This is a genomic window from Microbulbifer sp. YPW1 (assembly GCF_013367775.1).
GTDB lineage: Bacteria > Pseudomonadota > Gammaproteobacteria > Pseudomonadales > Cellvibrionaceae > Microbulbifer.
The window spans coordinates 423,892-441,648 of the sequence record NZ_CP055157.1; the positions used below are offsets into that span (position 1 = coordinate 423,892).

The following is a 17,757-nucleotide window of genomic DNA, read 5'->3' on the forward strand; positions in this document are numbered from 1 at the left end:
GCCAGCATAGCAGCTGGCAGTTTTCGCCAAGTGGGTTGGCCGCATTAACGCCGAACGTTATAACGGCCTGAACCCTGCGAGAATGTCCAGGCCGAGGAGTTTTTTCAGTATATCGGTGCCGAACCCAAGCAACTGATCGGGCTCGGGGTGCTGTAAGTCATCGGCCAGCCGCTGCAACAGCATCCGGCCACTGGCTGTCACCGGATAATGTGGGGATACGGCGGATGGATCAGCGACCGGGTTCGCATCCTGAATCAGTGTCAACAAATGCGCGGTGACGGCGTTTGCCTCAAGGAAGGCGACAGTATCAGCTCGATCGCGATATACCACCAGGAACGTCGGAGTTTGCGGCGGTTCTACCGGCCGATGCGCCGGACCGATGTGATGTACCGGATAGTGATAGCTGAGATTCCAGGCAAGCGGCGATACCACGGGCGCCCAGTCCAGGATCTGCTCGTCGCTACAGTTTCGCTCGAGGTTATCGGGGAATACCGTATCGCTGACATCCAGCGCCAGTTCCACCCACTCGTAATGGGCCAGCTCCAGCATAAACGGCGGATCGAATTCAGCCGCCGCACTGACCGCGCGCTCGTTCTGAAGATAGTGGAGGAACTCTTCGCTGATCTGCAGAAAATACGGACTCTGTGCCGCGTGTCGCTGGACAAAATCGCGCACCATGGCGTGCCACGGTTCATCGTCGAAGATACTGCGCAGCACCGGAAAACCGCCGGCGATAAAGGACTCAATATTGTTGTAAATCAGGTCCCGGTAGATACCCGCGCGACGGTCTTCAATATCCGCGGGAGCGGGGACTTCAGCAGGGGCGCGCAAGTGTGCAGCGAACGCCCTCTGCAGTTCAACAAAGCCAGCTTTGCTGCCAGTTCGGTTATGCGCAGGAGTGTCAGCGCCCATGAACCACCTCCGCAGTTGATTCGGGACGTTCCGTTACAGCCCCTTCCTGATAGCCCCTTATACGCGCGACCTCAGTGCACAGCTCGGGCAACGGGGGGATATTGAAGTCTCGCTCCAGCAAGGTGGGCACAGGGCCATACACCTCGTAGGCACGCTGCAGCAACTGCCATACCGGGTCAATCACTGGCGCTCCGTGGGTATCTACCTTGAGATCTTCCGCCTCATCAAAGTGCCCCGCCACATGGGCGTAACGGATACGCTGCGCGGGAAGGCCCAGCAGGAATGCTTCGGCGTCGTAGCGGTGATTGGTGGCGTTGACGTAGATATTGTTGACGTCCAGCAACAGGTCGCAATCGGCTTCCTGCAGCACCGCATTCAGAAATTCCAGCTCGGACATTTCCTGTCCTGGCGCGGCATAGTAGGAGACGTTCTCCATGGCGATACGCTGCTCGAGGATATCCTGTACCCGCCGGATTCGAGCGGCCACATAGTGCACCGCTTCTTCGGTAAACGGGATCGGCAACAGGTCGTATAGGTGGCCGTGGTCGGAGCAGTAACTGAGATGTTCGCTGTAACAGCGGATGCCGTGCTCGCGGATAAACTGCTTGATGGACTTTACCAGTTCCTCATCGAGCGGTGCCGGCGAGCCGATGGACAGCGACAATCCGTGGGTGACGAAAGGAAAGCGCTCGGTGAAGGATCTCAACCAGCGCCCGTAGCGACCGCCGACACCGATCCAGTTTTCCGGTGCGACTTCGAGGAAATCCACCTGCTCGGGAGTCAGAGATTCCCCCATCATGGATCGCCTGAGCCCCAGGCCGGCGCCATGAACGGGGTACTGGCGCGATTCAGTCATAGCGAGAATCCTGGGTACTTTTGTTGATGTCGGGGTCTGCACATCCATGCAAGATAAAAAGCAGCCCGGCTCCGGGGCCGGGCTACTGTCAGGCGATAGGCTGGGCTATCAAGCGCCGCACTTGCCTTCTTTCTGCTTGCCCTCGCCACACTTGCCTTCTTTCTGCTTACCTTCGCCGCATTTACCTTCGCCGCACTTGCCCTCTTTCTTTTTGCCTTCTCCGCATTTACCTTCGCCGCACTTACCTTCTTTCTTTTTGTCCTCGCCGCATTTACCTTCGCCGCACTTGCCTTCCTTCTTCTTGCCGTGGTCATCGGCCATTTTCAGGTTGTAGCCGGCGGTCAGCTCGGTAGCGGTAAACGGATTGGCGGAAGTGGAGGTGCTCAGGGTGGCTGAGGCAATGAAAGCGGCACCAACGGCGGCCGCAAGCGGCAGATTCTTCTTGTTCATAGTGGATCTCCTGTTGGAAGTTCGAGAGCCTGTTTGGGACTCTTCGCTAAAGCTGGGGCTATCCCCGCAAACGGCGCGAAATCCGCCGCTTCCGGATTATAGTTTCCCGGTAGAGCATTGGGTTCTCAGTCAGACTAATGGTTCCGGATTCAGGTTCAACCGAATATCCGTAACTGTGAACCAGTTCTAACCTGCCGCGCATACTGCCACGACAAGAGAATAGTCGCGGCAGCCCGTTGATTCTTACATACGCAGAGACAAAAACTTCGGATGAGTGGCCAACGCTGTCATCTAGCCCCGAGTTCCCCCATCGGGGGAGAGAGTCGCGAAAACAGCGCACCCGGGTTTACAGTCCCAACTCGGCCCAGAACTTGCGCAGACGCTTGATAGACGCCGGCATCAGGGTCTTGAGGGACTGCGCAAACAGGGATACCCGGAACTCTTCCAGCATCCAGCGGTATTCCACCAAACGCGGGTCCCCCGCCATCATCAATGGATCGCGCTTGCTCGCAGCGGCCTGATAAGGTTCCTCTGCCTCCTGGAATTCAGCACTTAGGCGGCGATCCCGGTTGGGATCGAGCGCGGCCTTTTCCAGCCGCAGCTCAATGCCTTTCAGGTAACGCCCGTACTGGCGCAACCATTCCAGCGGCGTGTGGAACAGCACACCGCGGTAGAACATCCCGCTCAGCTGACGGTTGATATCCCCGACCGCCATGGCCACCGCCAGGTTTTTCTGCTGTTTGATCTGCTTGCGCAGGGGCACCAGCTGGGCGAGGACTTTTACCAGCAGACCGGCTATCTCCTGGGCAATTTCCACCAGCTTTTCCCGCTGTTCCAGCGCGGCGAGAAACTCACTCTGGGTACGCGGCCAGTTTTCGTCTGCCCAGAAGCATTCGCGCACCGCGGCCATCAGGATATCGTCGGCCACCTCTTCCCGACGCCCGAGATCGGCGGCGCTGAGGCCGAGTTCCTTGCCTTTGAGCAATTCCTTGCGCAGGTACTTCACTGGCTCCGGCAGGTGCAGGATGGCGAGGCGACAGATGCCGGCGCGAGTCAGCTGTCGGGCCTCGTCCGGGTTATCCAGCAACTTCAGGTCGACGCTTTCCTTGTTGGCAATCAGCGCCGGGTAGGCGCGCACCTTGAGGCCGCCCTGGTCGAGCTGGTGGGTTTCCGGCAGGTCTCCAAAATCCCACTGGGTAATACCCTCCCGCTCGAAATCGTCACCGGCACTGGCCAGCTCCTGCTGCACCCGGTCGCGGTAGCGGGCCTGCAGGATTTCCAGATCGCGGTCCTGGTCCAGTAGCTGGCCTTTTTCATCCAGCACCTGGATATTGAAACGGTAGAAGTCCTCCACGCACTGCTCCGCCGCCTGCCACGCATCTTGCGGCAGTTCCTGCGCAGTCTGGCGTTTCAGCTCGTGCGCCAGCGCCTGCCACAGCGGGGTATTGCCGGGCTGCATGCGCGGCAGTGCCTTGTCGACCGCGGCGGGCACCGGCACGAAGTACTTGCGGTACTGCTTGGGCAGGTTTTTGACCAGCGCAATACACTTGTCGCGCAGGATACCGGGCACCACCCACTGCAGGCGCGCCGCGGGCACCTGGTGCAGGGCACCTACCGGTACCTGGATACTGACGCCGTCATCGATACTACCCGGTTCGAAGTGATAGCTCAGTGGATATTCGATACCGCCACTGATCAGCGAATCCGGAAACTGGGCCTCGCCCACGTGACCCGCATCCTGCTGCATCATCAGGTCGCGCGGCAGGAACAGTAATTCGGGATCCTTCTGCTCCGCCTGCTTGCGCCACTTTTCAAATCCCGCCAGGTTGACGACTTCCGTAGGAATTCGCTCATCGAAAAAGCGGTACACCACCTCGTCATCCACGACGATATCGCGACGCCGGGATTTTGCTTCCAGATCTTCCAGCTCTTCCAGCAGCGCTTTGTAATGCTTGAAGAACCTGCCTTTACCACGGTAACGCTGCTCCACCAGCGCCTCGCGGATAAATACCTCGCGCGCGACAACCGGGTCCAGCTTGCTGAAATGGATACGCTGCTTATCTACCAGCACCAGGCCGTACAGGGTGACCTTTTCAAACGCCATCACTGCGCCCGAGCGCGGATTGTAATGGGGCTCGAAATAATTGCGTTTGACCAGGTGCTCGGCACAGCCCAGCACCCAGTCCGGTTCGATCTTGCCCACCGTGTGCGCATACAGACGACTGGTTTCCAGCAGCTGAGCGGCTACCACCCAGCTCGGCGGCTTCTTGAACTGGCCGGAACCGGGAAAGATATGGAAGCGGCGATTGCGACAGCCGAGGAACTCCTTGTTCTCATCGCGCACGCCGATATTGTCCAGCAGCCCGGGCAGAATTGCCTTGTGCACATTGGCGTAGGGCGCCGGCTCCTTGTTCAGTTTCAGGTTCAGGTCGCGGATTGCGAGGCGCAGCTGGTGGTGGATGTCTCGCCACTCGCGCAGTCGCAACCAGGACAGGAAGTTTTTCTGGCACCACTTGCGCAGCTGGTTCTGGCTCAGTTCCTGCCGCTGGGCTTCGTAGCCATCCCACAGGTTTACTAGACTGAGGAAATCCGACTGCTCGTGCTGCCACTGCTTGTGCTTTTCATCGGAGGCCTGGCGCTTTTCCGCCGGGCGCTCGCGGGGATCCTGCACCGCCAGTGCGCTGACAATAATCAGCAGTTCCCGCAGGCTGCCTGCGGGACCGGATTCCATCAGCATGCGACCGAGGCGCGGATCCAGCGGCAATCGCGACAGCGCACGCCCCAGCGGGGTGACCCGCCCCTTGCCATCTACCGCTTTCAGTTCCTGCAGCAGGTTGTAGCCGTCGTTGATCAGTCGCTGATCCGGTGGATCCACAAACGGAAATTCGCGGATATCACCGATGCGCAATTGCAGCATCTGCAGAATGACCGCAGCCAGGTTGGTGCGCAGGATTTCCGCATCGGTGAATTCCGGGCGCTGGATGAAATCGCTCTCTTCATACAGGCGGATACACACACCGGCGCTGACCCGGCCACAGCGCCCGGCACGCTGGTTGGCGCTGGCCTGGGAAATGGCCTCCACCGGCAGGCGCTGGATCTTGCTGCGATAGCTGTAACGACTGATTCGCGCGGTACCCGGGTCGATCACATAGCGGATACCGGGCACGGTGATTGAGGTCTCCGCCACGTTGGTGGCAAGTACGATCCTGCGGCCCTTGTGCGGCGCAAACACCCGGCTCTGCTCCGCCAGGCTGAGACGCGCATACAGCGGCAACACCTCGAGGTGCGGTAACTGGGCATCCCGCAGGGCCTTGGCACACTCGCGGATTTCACGCTCGCCACTCATGAACACCAGAATATCGCCGCCGCGACGAGGCGAGGATTTCTCCTCTTGCAGCAGCTCTTCCACGGCACCGATGATCTGCTCGTTCAGGTCGGCATCGCTGTCTGCCGGTGGCCGGTAGTGGATATCCACCGGGTAGGTGCGCCCGGACACCTCGATGATCGGCGCATTGTCGAAATGCCGGGAGAACTTCTCCAGATCAATGGTCGCAGAGGTGATGATGATTTTGAGATCCGGCCGCCGAGGCAGCAGGGTCTTCAGGTAACCCAGCAGGAAGTCGATATTGAGGCTGCGCTCATGGGCCTCGTCGATAATCAGGGTGTCGTACTGGTTGAGCAGCGGATCGCGCTGGATCTCCGCCAGCAGGATGCCGTCGGTCATCAGCTTGATATGGGTGTGTTCGGTGCTCTGGTCGGTAAACCGCACCTGGTAGCCCACGGAATCCCCCAGAGACTGCCCGAGCTCTTCCGCGATACGGTTGGCCACGGTGCGCGCGGCAATCCGCCGCGGCTGGGTATGGCCGATCTGGCCGAAGATACCGCGCCCCAGTTCCAGGCAGATTTTGGGCAACTGGGTGGTCTTGCCGGAACCGGTCTCCCCCGCCACCACCACAACCTGGTTTGCGGCAATCAGCTCCGCAATCTCCTCCCGCCGCGCGACAACGGGCAGGCCTTCCGGCCACTCGACCCTGGGCAGCTTCTGCCGGCGCGCCTCCGCCAGCGCTACAGAGGCCGCTACCCGGCTTTCCAGCTGGGCCAGCATCTTGTCCGCTGGCTTGCCCTCTTTCAGCCGACGCTGGGCGCTCTTGAGGGTGCGCTGCAGCTCAAAGCGATCGCACCCCATACACTGGGGAAGCAACTGCTGGTACTGCTGCAGATTCGGCTGGGTGGACTCTCGACTCATATGACTGCTTATTCAGAGGAAAATGGCAAACCGGCGATTATACCTGCTGGGGACTGCCGGGGTCTGTCCCTAAACTCCTGATCTATACTCAGGTCGATGGCGCACATTACAACCCTCGAAACGGGCCATGTGCGCGACACTTTTCCAATGGACTTCCAGACGATTCCACTCGATGCCCAACAGGGCGACGAGCGTACACGCAACAGCCGCCCTCCCAACGGTTGGGCAGATTGCCGCCAGCGCGAAGAGGTAAGGAGCGCAAATGCAAGATCTCAAGCCAAGACCCCCGGCTACGGCCGGCGAGATGATGGGACACCCGAAGGGGCTGTTCCTGCTGTTCGGTACCGAGATGTGGGAGCGCCTCAGCTACTACGGTATGCGCGGCATCTTTGTGTTTTACCTCACCTCTGCCGCTGCTGCCGCCGCATTCGGCTGGGACGCGCTTTCGGATACCGAGCTGCAGTCCAAGGCGCTGAGCTACCTGGGCACCTACGCCATGCTGGTGTACCTGACACCGATCATCGGCGGCTGGATGGCAGACAACAAATGGGGCCAGCGGCGCTGCATCATGTTCGGCGGGGTACTGATGATGCTGGGGCAGTTCGCCCTCGGTTTCCCGCACAAGTGGCTGCCGGACGGCACGGAGATTTACGGGCTCTGGCTTGGCCTGGCTTTGATGATCATCGGCAATGGCTTTTTCAAACCAAACATCTCCACCATGGTGGGCGACCTGTACGACGAGGGCGACAAGCGCCGGGATACAGCGTTCACCATTTTCTATATGGGGATCAACCTGGGTTCGATTCTCGGCTATCTGGTGATCGGCTGGATCGGCGAGAAGGTGGATTACCAGCTGGCCTTTTTTGTCGCGGGCCTGGGTATGTTGCTCGGCCTGATTCTGCAGGCCACTAAGTCGGACAAGCTGCTCGGCGAGATCGGCAACCAACCTTCAGCAAAACTGGGGCTGAAACCGAACCTGCACAGTGATGACAAGAAACGCCCGCTGACGCCAGAGGAACGCGACCGTATCAAGGTGATCCTGATCCTGGGTCTGTTTACGGTGATTTTCTGGGCGGGCTTTGAGCAGGCGGCGGGCTCCATGAACCTGTTCGCCAAGTACAACACGGACCTGCACATTTTCGGGTTTGAGATTCCGGCCAGCTGGCTGCAGATGGTCAACCCGCTGTTCATCATCATCCTCGCGCCGGTTGTGGCGAGTATCTGGGTGGGGCTGGGTTCGCGCGAACCGACCTCCCCGGGAAAATTCAGCCTGGGCCTGATTTTCCTTGGCCTGGGGTTCGTATCCATGGTGGGTGCGGCGATGCAGATCGGGGATTCAGAGACTGCCAAAGCGAGCCCCTGGTGGCTGGTGGTGGCGTATATCTTCCACACGATTGGTGAGTTGTGCCTGTCACCGATCGGGTTGTCGATGGTGACGAAACTCGCTCCGCTGCGCTATCTGTCGCTGATGATGGGGCTGTGGTTTGCGTTTATCGGTATTGCCAATAAAGGCGCGGCGGAGATTGGTAAGCTGGTGGGCGAGTCCGGTCCGATAGCGACCTTTGGCGGCGTGGCGATTGCAGCGATTACTGCCGGGCTTATCCTGTTCTTTATCCGCGAGAAACTGGTGGACTGGATGCACGGTGCCGAGGAAGAACATACCGTGGTGAAAGACACCACCAAGGAAGAAATCGGCATCACCGCCGACCACGATGTGGCACCTCAGCGGAAGTTTGGGGAGTAACCACTACCCTCGATCAGCGTGCCCTGAACAATATTTGTGGCGGTCAGGCATCGGGTGGAGGTTTTCAGGACCGCTGTAAATACATCCCTGTACGCTGCGTCGGCGACGTCCCTGTCGCCGACGCTCCTGAAAACCTCCACCCGCCACCTGACCTTACTCCTAAACAGAGACACCTTGATTAGAGTTCGCCAATTTACAAATTCGAAGTGATTACTCAAATGCGAAGGCGAAGTGCCGGATGCGGGTTTTCAGGAGCGTCGCAAACAGGATGTTTGCGCCGCAGCTCCCAGGGATGGGTTTACAGCGGTCCTGAAAACCCGCATCCGGCACTTCGTCGCCACCGTAGGAATTTGCAGCTCACATAATCGGAAAGAAACCTCAACGTCCCTTTACAAGGTAGGCAATCGCCCGATCCAACCCCTCAATTGTCATCGGATACATATGCCCACCCACGAGTCGCTGGGTCATGCTGATACTGGATGTGTACTGCCAATACTCCTCGGAAGTGGGATTGAGCCACACCAGTTTTTCGTAGGTATTGGTGACGCGCTGCATCCAGGCCGCCCCCGGCTCTTCATTCATGTGTTCAACACTGCCAAAGCGGCTGGTGATTTCATAAGGCGCCATGGATGCATCGCCAACGAAAATCACCTTGTAATCCTTGCCATAGGTACGCAACACCTCCACCAGTGGCGTGGATTCCGAGTAGCGGCGCTGGTTGTCTTTCCACACATGTTCGTACACAAAATTGTGGAAATAAAAATACTCCAGATGCTTGAACTCACTGCGGCATGCGGAGAAGAGTTCCTCACACTGTTTGACGTACGGGTCCATGGAGCCGCCGACATCGAAGAAAATCAGCACCTTCACCGCATTGTGACGCTCGGGCACCATCTTGATGTCCAGCAGACCGGCGTTGCGCGCGGTGGATTTAATCGTGTTATCCAGATCCAGCTCTTCCGCCGCACCGGAGCGGGCGAACTTGCGCAGCTTGCGCAGGGCAACCTGGATATTGCGGGTGCCTAGGCTGATGCTGTCATCCAGGTTGCGGAACTGGCGCTTCTCCCACACCTTGGACGCGGACTTGTTGCGACTCTGCCCCCCCACCCGGATGCCACCCGGGTGATAGCCGCTGTTGCCGAACGGGCTGGTACCGCCGGTACCTATCCACTTGTTGCCGCCGCTGTGCTTTTTCTTCTGTTCTTCGAGACGTTTCTTAAACTCCTCCAGCATCTTCTCCAGTCCACCCATGGACTGGATTTTTGCCTTCTCCTCCTCGCTCAGCTGCTTCATAAACTCCGCGCGCAGCCAGTCCTCCGGAATCACCTGCTCGAGGATATCGTCCAGGGATTCCAGGTCTTTAAAATAAGCGGCGAAGGCGCGGTCGAATTTATCGAAGTGCTTCTCGTCTTTCACCATGCAAGTGCGGGCAAGAAAGTAAAAATCGTCCAGGTTGGCATAGACCAGCCGCTGCTGCAGGGCTTCCAGCAACGAGAGCAGCTCGGTGATGGATACCGGGAGATCGTAACGACGGAGATTCAGGAAAAATCCGATGAGCATAGTTGCCCCGAAATTTCGAAAAGAATGTTGCGGTTAGGGCGAAGGCGGAGATACCGGGTGGCAACGCCGCCATCAGATCCACTAAGTCAGCGATTTTCCCGCCGGGCCATAAACGCCAGACGCTCAAGCATGTGTACGTCCTGCTCGTTTTTCAGCAGTGCGCCGTACAGCGGTGGAATTGCGGAAGTCGTATCGCGGTTCTTCAATACTTCCTCGGAAATATCGTCCGCCATCAGCAGCTTCAACCAATCGATCAACTCAGAAGTAGAGGGTTTCTTCTTCAGGCCCGGCACGTCGCGAATCTGGAAGAAAATATCCATCGCCTCGGCCACCAGTGTATTTTTGATATCCGGATAGTGCACATCCACAATTTTTTGCATGGTCGCGCGGTCCGGGAAACTGATGTAATGGAAAAAGCAGCGACGCAGAAACGCATCCGGCAGCTCTTTTTCATTATTCGAGGTAATGATCACAATCGGGCGCTGTTTGGCGGTGATGGTTTCACCGGTTTCGTATACATAAAACTGCATACGGTCGATTTCCACCAGCAGGTCGTTGGGGAATTCGATATCCGCCTTGTCGATCTCATCAATCAGCAGCACTACCCGCTCGTCGGCCTCAAAGGCCTCCCACAGCTTGCCTTTCTTGATGTAGTTTCCGATATCGTGGACCCGGTCCACCCCCAGCTGGGAATCCCGCAGACGCGATACCGCATCGTATTCGTACAGCCCCTGCTGGGCCTTGGTGGTGGACTTGATATGCCACTGGATCAGCTTCAGCCCGAGGCTGCTGGCCACCTCTTCCGCCAGCAGAGTTTTGCCGGTGCCCGGCTCCCCCTTGATCAACAGCGGGCGCTGCAGAGTGACTGCCGCGTCCACCGCCATTTGCAGATCGTCCGTGGCAACGTAACTGTCGGTTCCGGTGAATTTCATGGCCGCTCCGAATTCCTGTGCTCGAAAAGCACTCATGGTAAAGGATCGGCAAGTTGGCCCCAAAGGCAGATTCGGTCAGATTAAATGACGGCAGCGGCCGCATCCGGATAAAATGCGACCAATATTGGACAGGCAGTCACGAACAGCCAAGCAAGAGGGTGCGCGTGACGATCAGGCCACCTGTGCGCGACGGCGGCGCACAACCTGACGCCCCTTGTCGGTGATATACCAGCGGATTCCCAGATGACTGTGGATTTTCCCCACCATCTCCAGCACCAGCAGACTGTTCAGGGCACGGGCCACGGAATTGGTCTCCATATTGCCTTCCTGCACCATGCCGGCGAGGGAGCGGAACACACAATCGCCATTGTTGAGCAGACTCAACACATGCAGGGCGTTGTCATCCAGCTTGCGAATCTGGTTGAAATCGAGGGTTGGTCCCTGGTCGGGATCCCCTTCAATTTCGTGCTCCAGCAGCGGCATCATTTCCAGCTGCATGGCACGGATTTCCTGCTCCAGGTTCTCTACCCGAGCGCGGGCGATGCTGGCATCCCGCAGCTGGCGGCGGGCTGCATTGAACACAAACATGCGAGAAGCGATGGCGGCGAGCAGGCAATAGCCGGTGAAAATCAGAAGACGCGAAGGATCGCCCTGAATTTCGATCAGTAAGTCGCTCTGGGTGAATTTGAGGAAAATGGGGACCATCAGGGCACCGCACAACCCCATAATCAGGCAGCGCGCCAGACCAGCGGGATCTTCCTCGGTAAACAGCATCTGGTAGTAGTTGACCAGGCCACCGAGGATACCGGAGACCAGCATGACGGCGGTCAGTATTAGCAGGTGATCGAGCATCCCTGTCCCTTTATCCCATGCACAGTAAACGCCACTTCAGGCACTTCGCAGGCACTTATGTGTTTTGTCCATTGTTCTTACGGCTTCCCGGCCGGTTGCATGGCTTCAGGTCCAGGCCCGAGCCATTCAGTGCCGCACAATCCGGGGGCCCAGAATTGGAGAGGATTGTTGCGAGCTCTATTAGATATAGCAGTTTGCGGGAAAACACGCGGCCGCAGAAGGCGGCAGGAAAGGAAATGAGCGCCAGTTACCACCGGAGCTGGTTACTGGCGCGGCATCACGGGTATGAACCCTTAGAACTGGTCACTCTCGGTCATGGGGCGATCTTTTCGGCGGCGCACAATCAGGGTAATGATCCCCACGATTAACATGACCGCCAGCGCTCCGCCAGCCGCGAAGACCAGACTGGCCGCCACTTCCGGAGTGGCGCCCTCTTCCTCAAATACGGTTTGATACACAAACAGTGGCAGTATCGGTGTCAACGGACCCTCCGGTGAGGTGCCGCGAGCCGGAACCAGCAACACTGTAGCGGCTTCCAACAGCAGCAGGTTGCGCACCCACGTCCAGCTCCAATTGCGCATAAACCAAAAGCCTGCGGCCAGCAGGACCACCACGCCGCCGACATATACTGCCCAGGCTAATTTGAATTCTTCTGCCATTTTTACTTCGCTTTCGTTTTACTGTTATCGAGTGTGTTTATTCGTCGCCCACCCAGATGACAATGTGATCCTCAAAATCATCCGGCTGTACTTCCGTTTCGCTGATTACCTTGTCCTGCACAGAGATACCGGCCTTGTGCACCGAATCCGGGTCGCCGGACACCAGTGGATGCCAGGCGGGCAACTGCCTTCCCTCCGCCAGAATACGGTAGGCACAGGTGCGCGGTAGCCAGGTAAACCCCGCGGCATCTTCCGGTGTCAGCTGAATGCAGTCTGGCACCTTCTGTTTGCGATGCGGATAGTCACCGCATTGGCAGCTGTGCGTATCCAGCAGTTTGCAGGAAACACAGGTGGTATGGACCTCACCGGTGTCCTCGTCTTCCAGGCGATGCAGACAACAGCGACCACAGCCATCACAGAGGGATTCCCACTCCGCCTCGGTCATTTCCGCAAGGGTTTTACGCTGCCAGAAAGGCCGTTGGCTAACCATTGAATGGCGACTCAGCCGCGGGGCAACTTGCTGTTCTGCGCGGCAATTGCCCGCATTTCATCGTCGGACACCGGCGGCATTTGCAGATAGTAGCCCTGATCCTGCACCGCGTGCATGACCTTTTCCACATCCGCACGAGCGAGTTTGCGCTCGGCGGTCAACAGCATGGTGGTGACATGCACCGGCTTGCCGAACAGTTCCTGCAATTTTTCCGGTACCCGGGCCAGGCCCTCGCGCTTTTCCACGTACAGGTACATCTCTTGCTCTCGCGGACTGCGGTAAATATCACACAGGACTTTCATGGGGTATCACTCGGGGCCATCAGGCTTTATTCAGGGTGTTCAGTGCTTTGATTAGTGGCTCGCCCACCACCTGGCGACGCCAGCCGCACAGCCGGCCTTCCAGATCGGGGGCGTCTGACTGCACCAGGGCTTCCAGCTCTTTTTTCCGCACCAGGATTTCCGGCGGCAAATCGGCAACTTCCGCCAACCTGTTCACCTCCTCGCGCAAAGATTTAAGAACCTCGCCCTCTGCGCGATTGAGCGGTTGCGGCAGACGCGGCGGTTTGTCTTCCCGCTCGCCCGCTGCGGTAATGATCTCCAGCAAGGTTTCGCCGTACTTGCGCAGGGTTTTCCCTTCCAGTCCTGGCTGTGCCAGTGTGGCGAGATATTTGGGCATGGCCTGGGCAAGGCTGAGGCAGACATTTTCTTTCAACAGATGGTTGCGTGGCATATTGCGCACACGGGCTTCGCGCTCGCGCCAGGCACACAGGTCCTGCAGTACTGCGAGCTGGTCCGAGTTAAGGCGCCAGGCCCCTTTCACCTTGCGGTAGTACTGATCAAAGGGTTCCGGATTGCGGGCAGCCTCGACCAACGCCTTACAGTCTTCCCGCAACCACTCCAGACGATCCTGCTCGCGCAGCTTTTTTAGCAACAGGGCGTACACCAGTGGCAACCAGGCCACGTCCAGCGCCGCATAGTTTTTCTGGGATTCACTGAGCGGTCGCTGCAGCCAGTCGGAGCGGGTCTCGCTTTTCGGCAGATCGATTTGCAGCAAGGCGCTTACGGTGGCGGCATAGCCCAATCCCGAGCGCATACCACTGATGGCCGCGGCGATCTGGGTATCAAAGATCGGTTCTGGAATGACGCCCAGCAGGCGGTCCAGGGTTTCCAGGTCCTCGCTGCAGCTGTGCATGATTTTCACCACGCGGGTATCTACCAGCAAGGCTCGCAGTGGCCCAAGATCTTCAATCGCCAGGTTGTCGATCAGGTAGCAGCGTTTGCCATCCCCCAGCTGCACCAACGCGGGCAGTGGGTAGAAAGTCCGGCTGCGCATAAACTCCGTATCCAGTGCCACTGCACCCTGGGTGCGCAAGCGCTCGCAGAGTTCAGCCAGCTCAGCCGCACCATCGATCCACACCGGGGTAGTGTCGACCAGGTTTTTGTCCTGCACCTGCGGATTCTTGTTCTGCTCTACCATTACAGCACCGTACGACTGTTGAAGGCGTGCGCGAGGGTGCCGCCGTCGATATATTCCAGCTCACCGCCAATGGGCACCCCGTGGGCAATACGGCTGACCGCAACACCCTTGGCGCGTGCGCGCTCGGCAATAAACTGAGCGGTGGCCTCGCCCTCAACGGTGGGGTTGGTGGCAATGATCAGCTCATTGATGGCGCTGCGTTCCTGCTCGCCACCCTGACGCTCGCCGAGACGCTCTCCCAGCACATCCAGCCCGATATCCGCGGGGCCCACGCCATCGATTGGTGAGAGATGGCCGTGCAGCACGAAATAGAGACCGTGATAGTTGCCCGCCTGTTCGATAGCGAGCACATCGGCCGGCGTTTCCACCACGCACAACAGCGAGTGATCGCGGCGGGTGTTATTGCACAGCGCGCAGATTTCCTGCTCGGTCAGCGTGCGGCAGCGGCTGCAGCGGCCGACCTTTTCCACCGCCTGCTGCAACGAGCTGGCCAGCAGGCCAGCGGCATCGCGGTCTTTTTCCAGCAGGTACATGGCCATGCGCTGGGCGGACTTGGGGCCGACACCGGGCAGGCAGCGCAACGCGCGAATCAGGTCTTCAATCAGGGGGCTGAACATATAGTGTGTGTTCGACGATTTCAGAAAATGAAAAAGGGCCCGTTCCGGGCCCCGTAAAATTAAAGGGCTGGCAGTTTATCAACCGAAAGGAAACTTGAACCCTTCGGGCAGGTTCATGCCTGCTGCGAGGCCGCCCATCTGCTCTTTCTGCAGCTTTTGCGCGGCCTCTTCCACCCGGCGTACCGTATCGTTGACCGCGGCGGCGAGCAGGTCTTCCAGCATTTCCTTGTCTTCGCCGAGCAGGCTCTGGTCGATGTTCACATCCACCACATCGTGGCGGCCATTCATGGTGACCTTGATCATGCCCGCACCGGATTCACCGGTTACCCGCAGCTCGGTCAGTTCTTGCTGCATTTTTTCCATGCGTTCCTGCATGTCGGCCTGCATTTTCTGGGCCTGCTGCATTAAATCGCCCATACCTTTCATCATGGAGTTCACCGTTCAATCAATGCGTTAAATCTGGTTTCTTCAGTGGATGCGCCCCGCGCATCTCACTCTGGATATTCCGCCGGCTATCCCCGGTATTCCACTGACTCCGGCACCAGCTGCGCGCCCAGTTCGGACTGCAGCTCCTGCACCAGAGGATCCCTGTTCAGCGCATCGCGCGCGGACAACAGCTGCGCTTCCCGGGTGGCGGCGATCAGACGCGCGGGCGTACCACCGTGCACTTCTCCCACCTGGATATGCACGATAACCGGCTGGCCGAAGAAATCTCCCAGCACATCCGCCAGGCGTCGCTGGTGGCCCTCGTCGTACAGGCTGCTGGAGGACTGGTCGAGGGTAAAAGACAGTATATTGTCCTGCCGTCCCAGTAACTCCAGGTTCGAAGCAATGGAGTGCAGGATACCGGTCACGCCGACCTGTGGATACATCGCCGGCCAGCTGCCGGGTGACAACGCATCCAGGCGCGCCGCAGGCACCGGTGCCGCCGCCTCAACCACCGGTTGCGGTGCCTCCACCGCCCGAGGGGTAGGCTCGGCCTCAAACGCGCTTACCGGCGCTGACTCAACCTGCGCTACCTGCTGACGCAATTGCTCGCGCATTGCCGCGCGCTCGTCGCTAGCCGTGCCCCCCGTATTCTGGGAAGGCTGGTGCGACGCGGGCTCGGCAGGAGCCGCGTCAGCCGCATAGTCCTGAACGGGTGCGGCTTGTGGCGCTTCGGCAGCAAAACTATTTGCGGTCGGCTGTTGTACCTCAATTGAAGACGACTCAACCGGCACTGCCGGCTGCTCGACCTCGACCTGATCAGAGGGGGGCTCTGCGGGAGCTGAAGGCTCCGCTAGCTGCGCTGAAGGCTCCATTACCGGGGCTGATGGCTCCACCACCTGGGCCGATGGCTCCTCACCCCGCATTGCGGACTCTGCCACAGCATGCTGTGGCTCCGATTCAGCGTGGAACTTTTTTTCCGGGGCTTCCTGCTGAGGCTCCTGTGCGGGGGCAGCCTGCTCAGGAGGTTGAGCCGACACTTGCGGCGCCGGATCTTCCGACCACGGCGGCGCATCGTCCGCAGCTACCGGCTCACTTGCCGGAGCCGCTTGCGATACCGCAGCTGCGGGCTCGGGTGCAGAAACTGCCGGCTGGGTGGTCTCTTGCGGGGAAGGCGCAGCTACTGGGGCCGCTGCTGGCGGTGCAGAAGCTTGGCCCGCAGCCGGTACCGCCGCCTGATTGGCCCCGGCGAGGCTTGCAGTGGGGATATGTGCAACTCCCTGGGGCTTGAACGCGAGCATCCGCAGCAGCGCCATTTCAAAGCCGCCACGGGGATCCGGCGCCAGCGGCAGATCGCGCCGCGCCAGCAACGCCATTTGGTAGAACAGCTGTACGTTTTCGCCGGCCATAGAGGCGGCGTGATGGCGCAGCATCTCCGCATCCCCGAGGGCATTGTCGATGGCCTCCGGCAAAACCTGGGCGATGGCGATCCGGTGCAGGATGGCCGCCAACTCCGCCAGCGCGGCACTGTAATCCGGTGCCTGCTGGGAAAGCTCTTCAACCGCAGCAAACAGTGCCCCAGGGTTCTCTTCCGCCAGGGCACGGACCAGCTTCCACACCAGGGTACTGTCGAGCGTACCCAGCATGGCGCGCACTTCCGCCTCGCTGATCTTGCCGCCGCCAAAGGCAATGGCCTGGTCGGTCAGGCTCATGGCGTCGCGCATACTGCCATCCGCGGCGCGGCCCAGATGCCAGAGCGCGCGCTCTTCGAACGGCACCAGCTCTTTTTCCAGAACAAAGCGCAGGTGTTCCACCACGCGCTCCGGGCTCATGTTCTTCAGGTTGAACTGCAGGCAACGGGACAGCACCGTCACTGGCAATTTCTGCGGATCGGTAGTGGCCAGCAGAAACTTGACGTGGGGCGGCGGCTCTTCGAGGGTTTTCAACAAGGCGTTGAAGGAGCTGTTGGAGAGCATGTGCACCTCGTCGATGAGGTACACCTTGTAGCGCCCTCTCGTCGGTGCGTACTGTACATTTTCCAGCAGTTCACGGGTGTCCTCGACCTTGGTACGGGAGGCCGCATCCACTTCAATCAGGTCAACAAAACGACCTTCGGCAATCTCGGTACACACCGAGCACTGCCCGCAGGGCTCGGAGCTGACGCCAGTTTCACAGTTCAGGCACTTGGCCAGGATCCGCGCAATGGTGGTCTTGCCCACCCCCCGGGTACCGGCAAACAGGTAGGCGTGGTGCAGGCGATTGTTATCCAGGGCGTTGATCAGGGCTTGAAGCACATGCTCCTGGCCCACCATCTCCCGGAACAGTCGCGGCCGCCATTTACGCGCCAGTACTTGATAACTCATTCGCTCTCCGCACCTTTCGATGCCATGGTTGTGTAGGTTGGATGCCGGCACCGGCATCCGCAAAGTGGGCCATTATACCGGCATCAACGCGCAGGAATAGACACCCGCCAGCTACGGCCGCACCACGACGGTTTCCGTCGGGCCAGGCCAATTTGGTCATTCCATCGTGTC

The 17,757-nt window shown here is 59.2% G+C and carries 15 protein-coding genes; 1 reads left to right on the forward strand and 14 read right to left on the reverse strand.

Annotated features, from left to right (window positions below; all coding sequences use genetic code 11):
- Positions 1–57: 57 nt before the first annotated feature.
- From HUW35_RS01895 to hrpA, 4 genes are all read right to left on the reverse strand, one after another.
- Positions 58–912, reverse strand: a complete 855-nt coding sequence (locus tag HUW35_RS01895) for a DUF2063 domain-containing protein (protein WP_181254023.1) — start codon at positions 910–912, stop codon at positions 58–60.
- A complete protein-coding gene (locus HUW35_RS01900) occupies positions 902–1,768 on the reverse strand; it encodes a DUF692 domain-containing protein (RefSeq protein WP_181254024.1) in 867 nt (288 codons plus the stop codon). Before HUW35_RS01900 ends, HUW35_RS01895 begins: the two co-directional genes overlap by 11 nt.
- Positions 1,769–1,876: 108 nt before the next feature.
- Positions 1,877–2,218, reverse strand: a complete 342-nt coding sequence (locus HUW35_RS01905; protein ID WP_181254025.1) for a hypothetical protein — start codon at positions 2,216–2,218, stop codon at positions 1,877–1,879.
- Positions 2,219–2,564: 346 nt separating this feature from the next.
- Positions 2,565–6,464: an ATP-dependent RNA helicase HrpA gene (gene hrpA / locus HUW35_RS01910; protein WP_181254026.1), complete on the reverse strand. Its 3,900-nt coding sequence runs from the start codon at positions 6,462–6,464 to the stop codon at positions 2,565–2,567.
- A 262-nt stretch (positions 6,465–6,726) separates the two neighbouring features.
- Between hrpA and HUW35_RS01915 the strand changes: the two genes are divergently transcribed.
- Positions 6,727–8,208, forward strand: coding sequence for a peptide MFS transporter (locus HUW35_RS01915; protein WP_181254027.1), 1,482 nt, complete (start codon positions 6,727–6,729; stop codon positions 8,206–8,208).
- 378 nt (positions 8,209–8,586) lie between these two features.
- Here the strand turns inward: HUW35_RS01915 and HUW35_RS01920 are convergent, their stop codons facing one another.
- The 10 genes from HUW35_RS01920 to dnaX form a co-directional block, all read right to left on the reverse strand.
- Entirely contained in the window at positions 8,587–9,768 is a 1,182-nt protein-coding gene (locus tag HUW35_RS01920; protein ID WP_181254028.1) for a VWA domain-containing protein, read from the reverse strand.
- Positions 9,769–9,854: 86 nt separating this feature from the next.
- Positions 9,855–10,700, reverse strand: a complete 846-nt coding sequence (locus HUW35_RS01925) for a MoxR family ATPase (protein ID WP_181254029.1) — start codon at positions 10,698–10,700, stop codon at positions 9,855–9,857.
- A gap of 171 nt (positions 10,701–10,871) precedes the next feature.
- Positions 10,872–11,552, reverse strand: coding sequence for a YEATS-associated helix-containing protein (locus HUW35_RS01930; RefSeq protein WP_078084697.1), 681 nt, complete (start codon positions 11,550–11,552; stop codon positions 10,872–10,874).
- A gap of 293 nt (positions 11,553–11,845) precedes the next feature.
- A complete protein-coding gene (locus HUW35_RS01935; protein WP_181254030.1) occupies positions 11,846–12,211 on the reverse strand; it encodes a hypothetical protein in 366 nt (121 codons plus the stop codon).
- 37 nt (positions 12,212–12,248) lie between these two features.
- Positions 12,249–12,701: a YcgN family cysteine cluster protein gene (locus HUW35_RS01940; protein ID WP_219932632.1), complete on the reverse strand. Its 453-nt coding sequence runs from the start codon at positions 12,699–12,701 to the stop codon at positions 12,249–12,251.
- Between the two features lie 11 nt (positions 12,702–12,712).
- On the reverse strand, positions 12,713–13,003 hold the full coding sequence (locus tag HUW35_RS01945) for a YcgL domain-containing protein (protein WP_181254031.1): 291 nt from the start codon (positions 13,001–13,003) through the stop codon (positions 12,713–12,715).
- 19 nt (positions 13,004–13,022) lie between these two features.
- Complete coding sequence (gene rnd / locus HUW35_RS01950; RefSeq protein WP_181254032.1) at positions 13,023–14,180, reverse strand: ribonuclease D; 1,158 nt, start codon at positions 14,178–14,180, stop codon at positions 13,023–13,025.
- Positions 14,180–14,797, reverse strand: a complete 618-nt coding sequence (gene recR, locus HUW35_RS01955) for a recombination mediator RecR (RefSeq protein WP_181254033.1) — start codon at positions 14,795–14,797, stop codon at positions 14,180–14,182. The genes rnd and recR overlap by 1 nt, the downstream gene beginning before the upstream one ends.
- Positions 14,798–14,875: 78 nt before the next feature.
- Positions 14,876–15,223, reverse strand: a complete 348-nt coding sequence (locus tag HUW35_RS01960; protein ID WP_370464613.1) for a YbaB/EbfC family nucleoid-associated protein — start codon at positions 15,221–15,223, stop codon at positions 14,876–14,878.
- A gap of 86 nt (positions 15,224–15,309) precedes the next feature.
- Positions 15,310–17,586, reverse strand: a complete 2,277-nt coding sequence (dnaX, locus tag HUW35_RS01965; protein ID WP_181254035.1) for a DNA polymerase III subunit gamma/tau — start codon at positions 17,584–17,586, stop codon at positions 15,310–15,312.
- Positions 17,587–17,757: the final 171 nt, after the last annotated feature.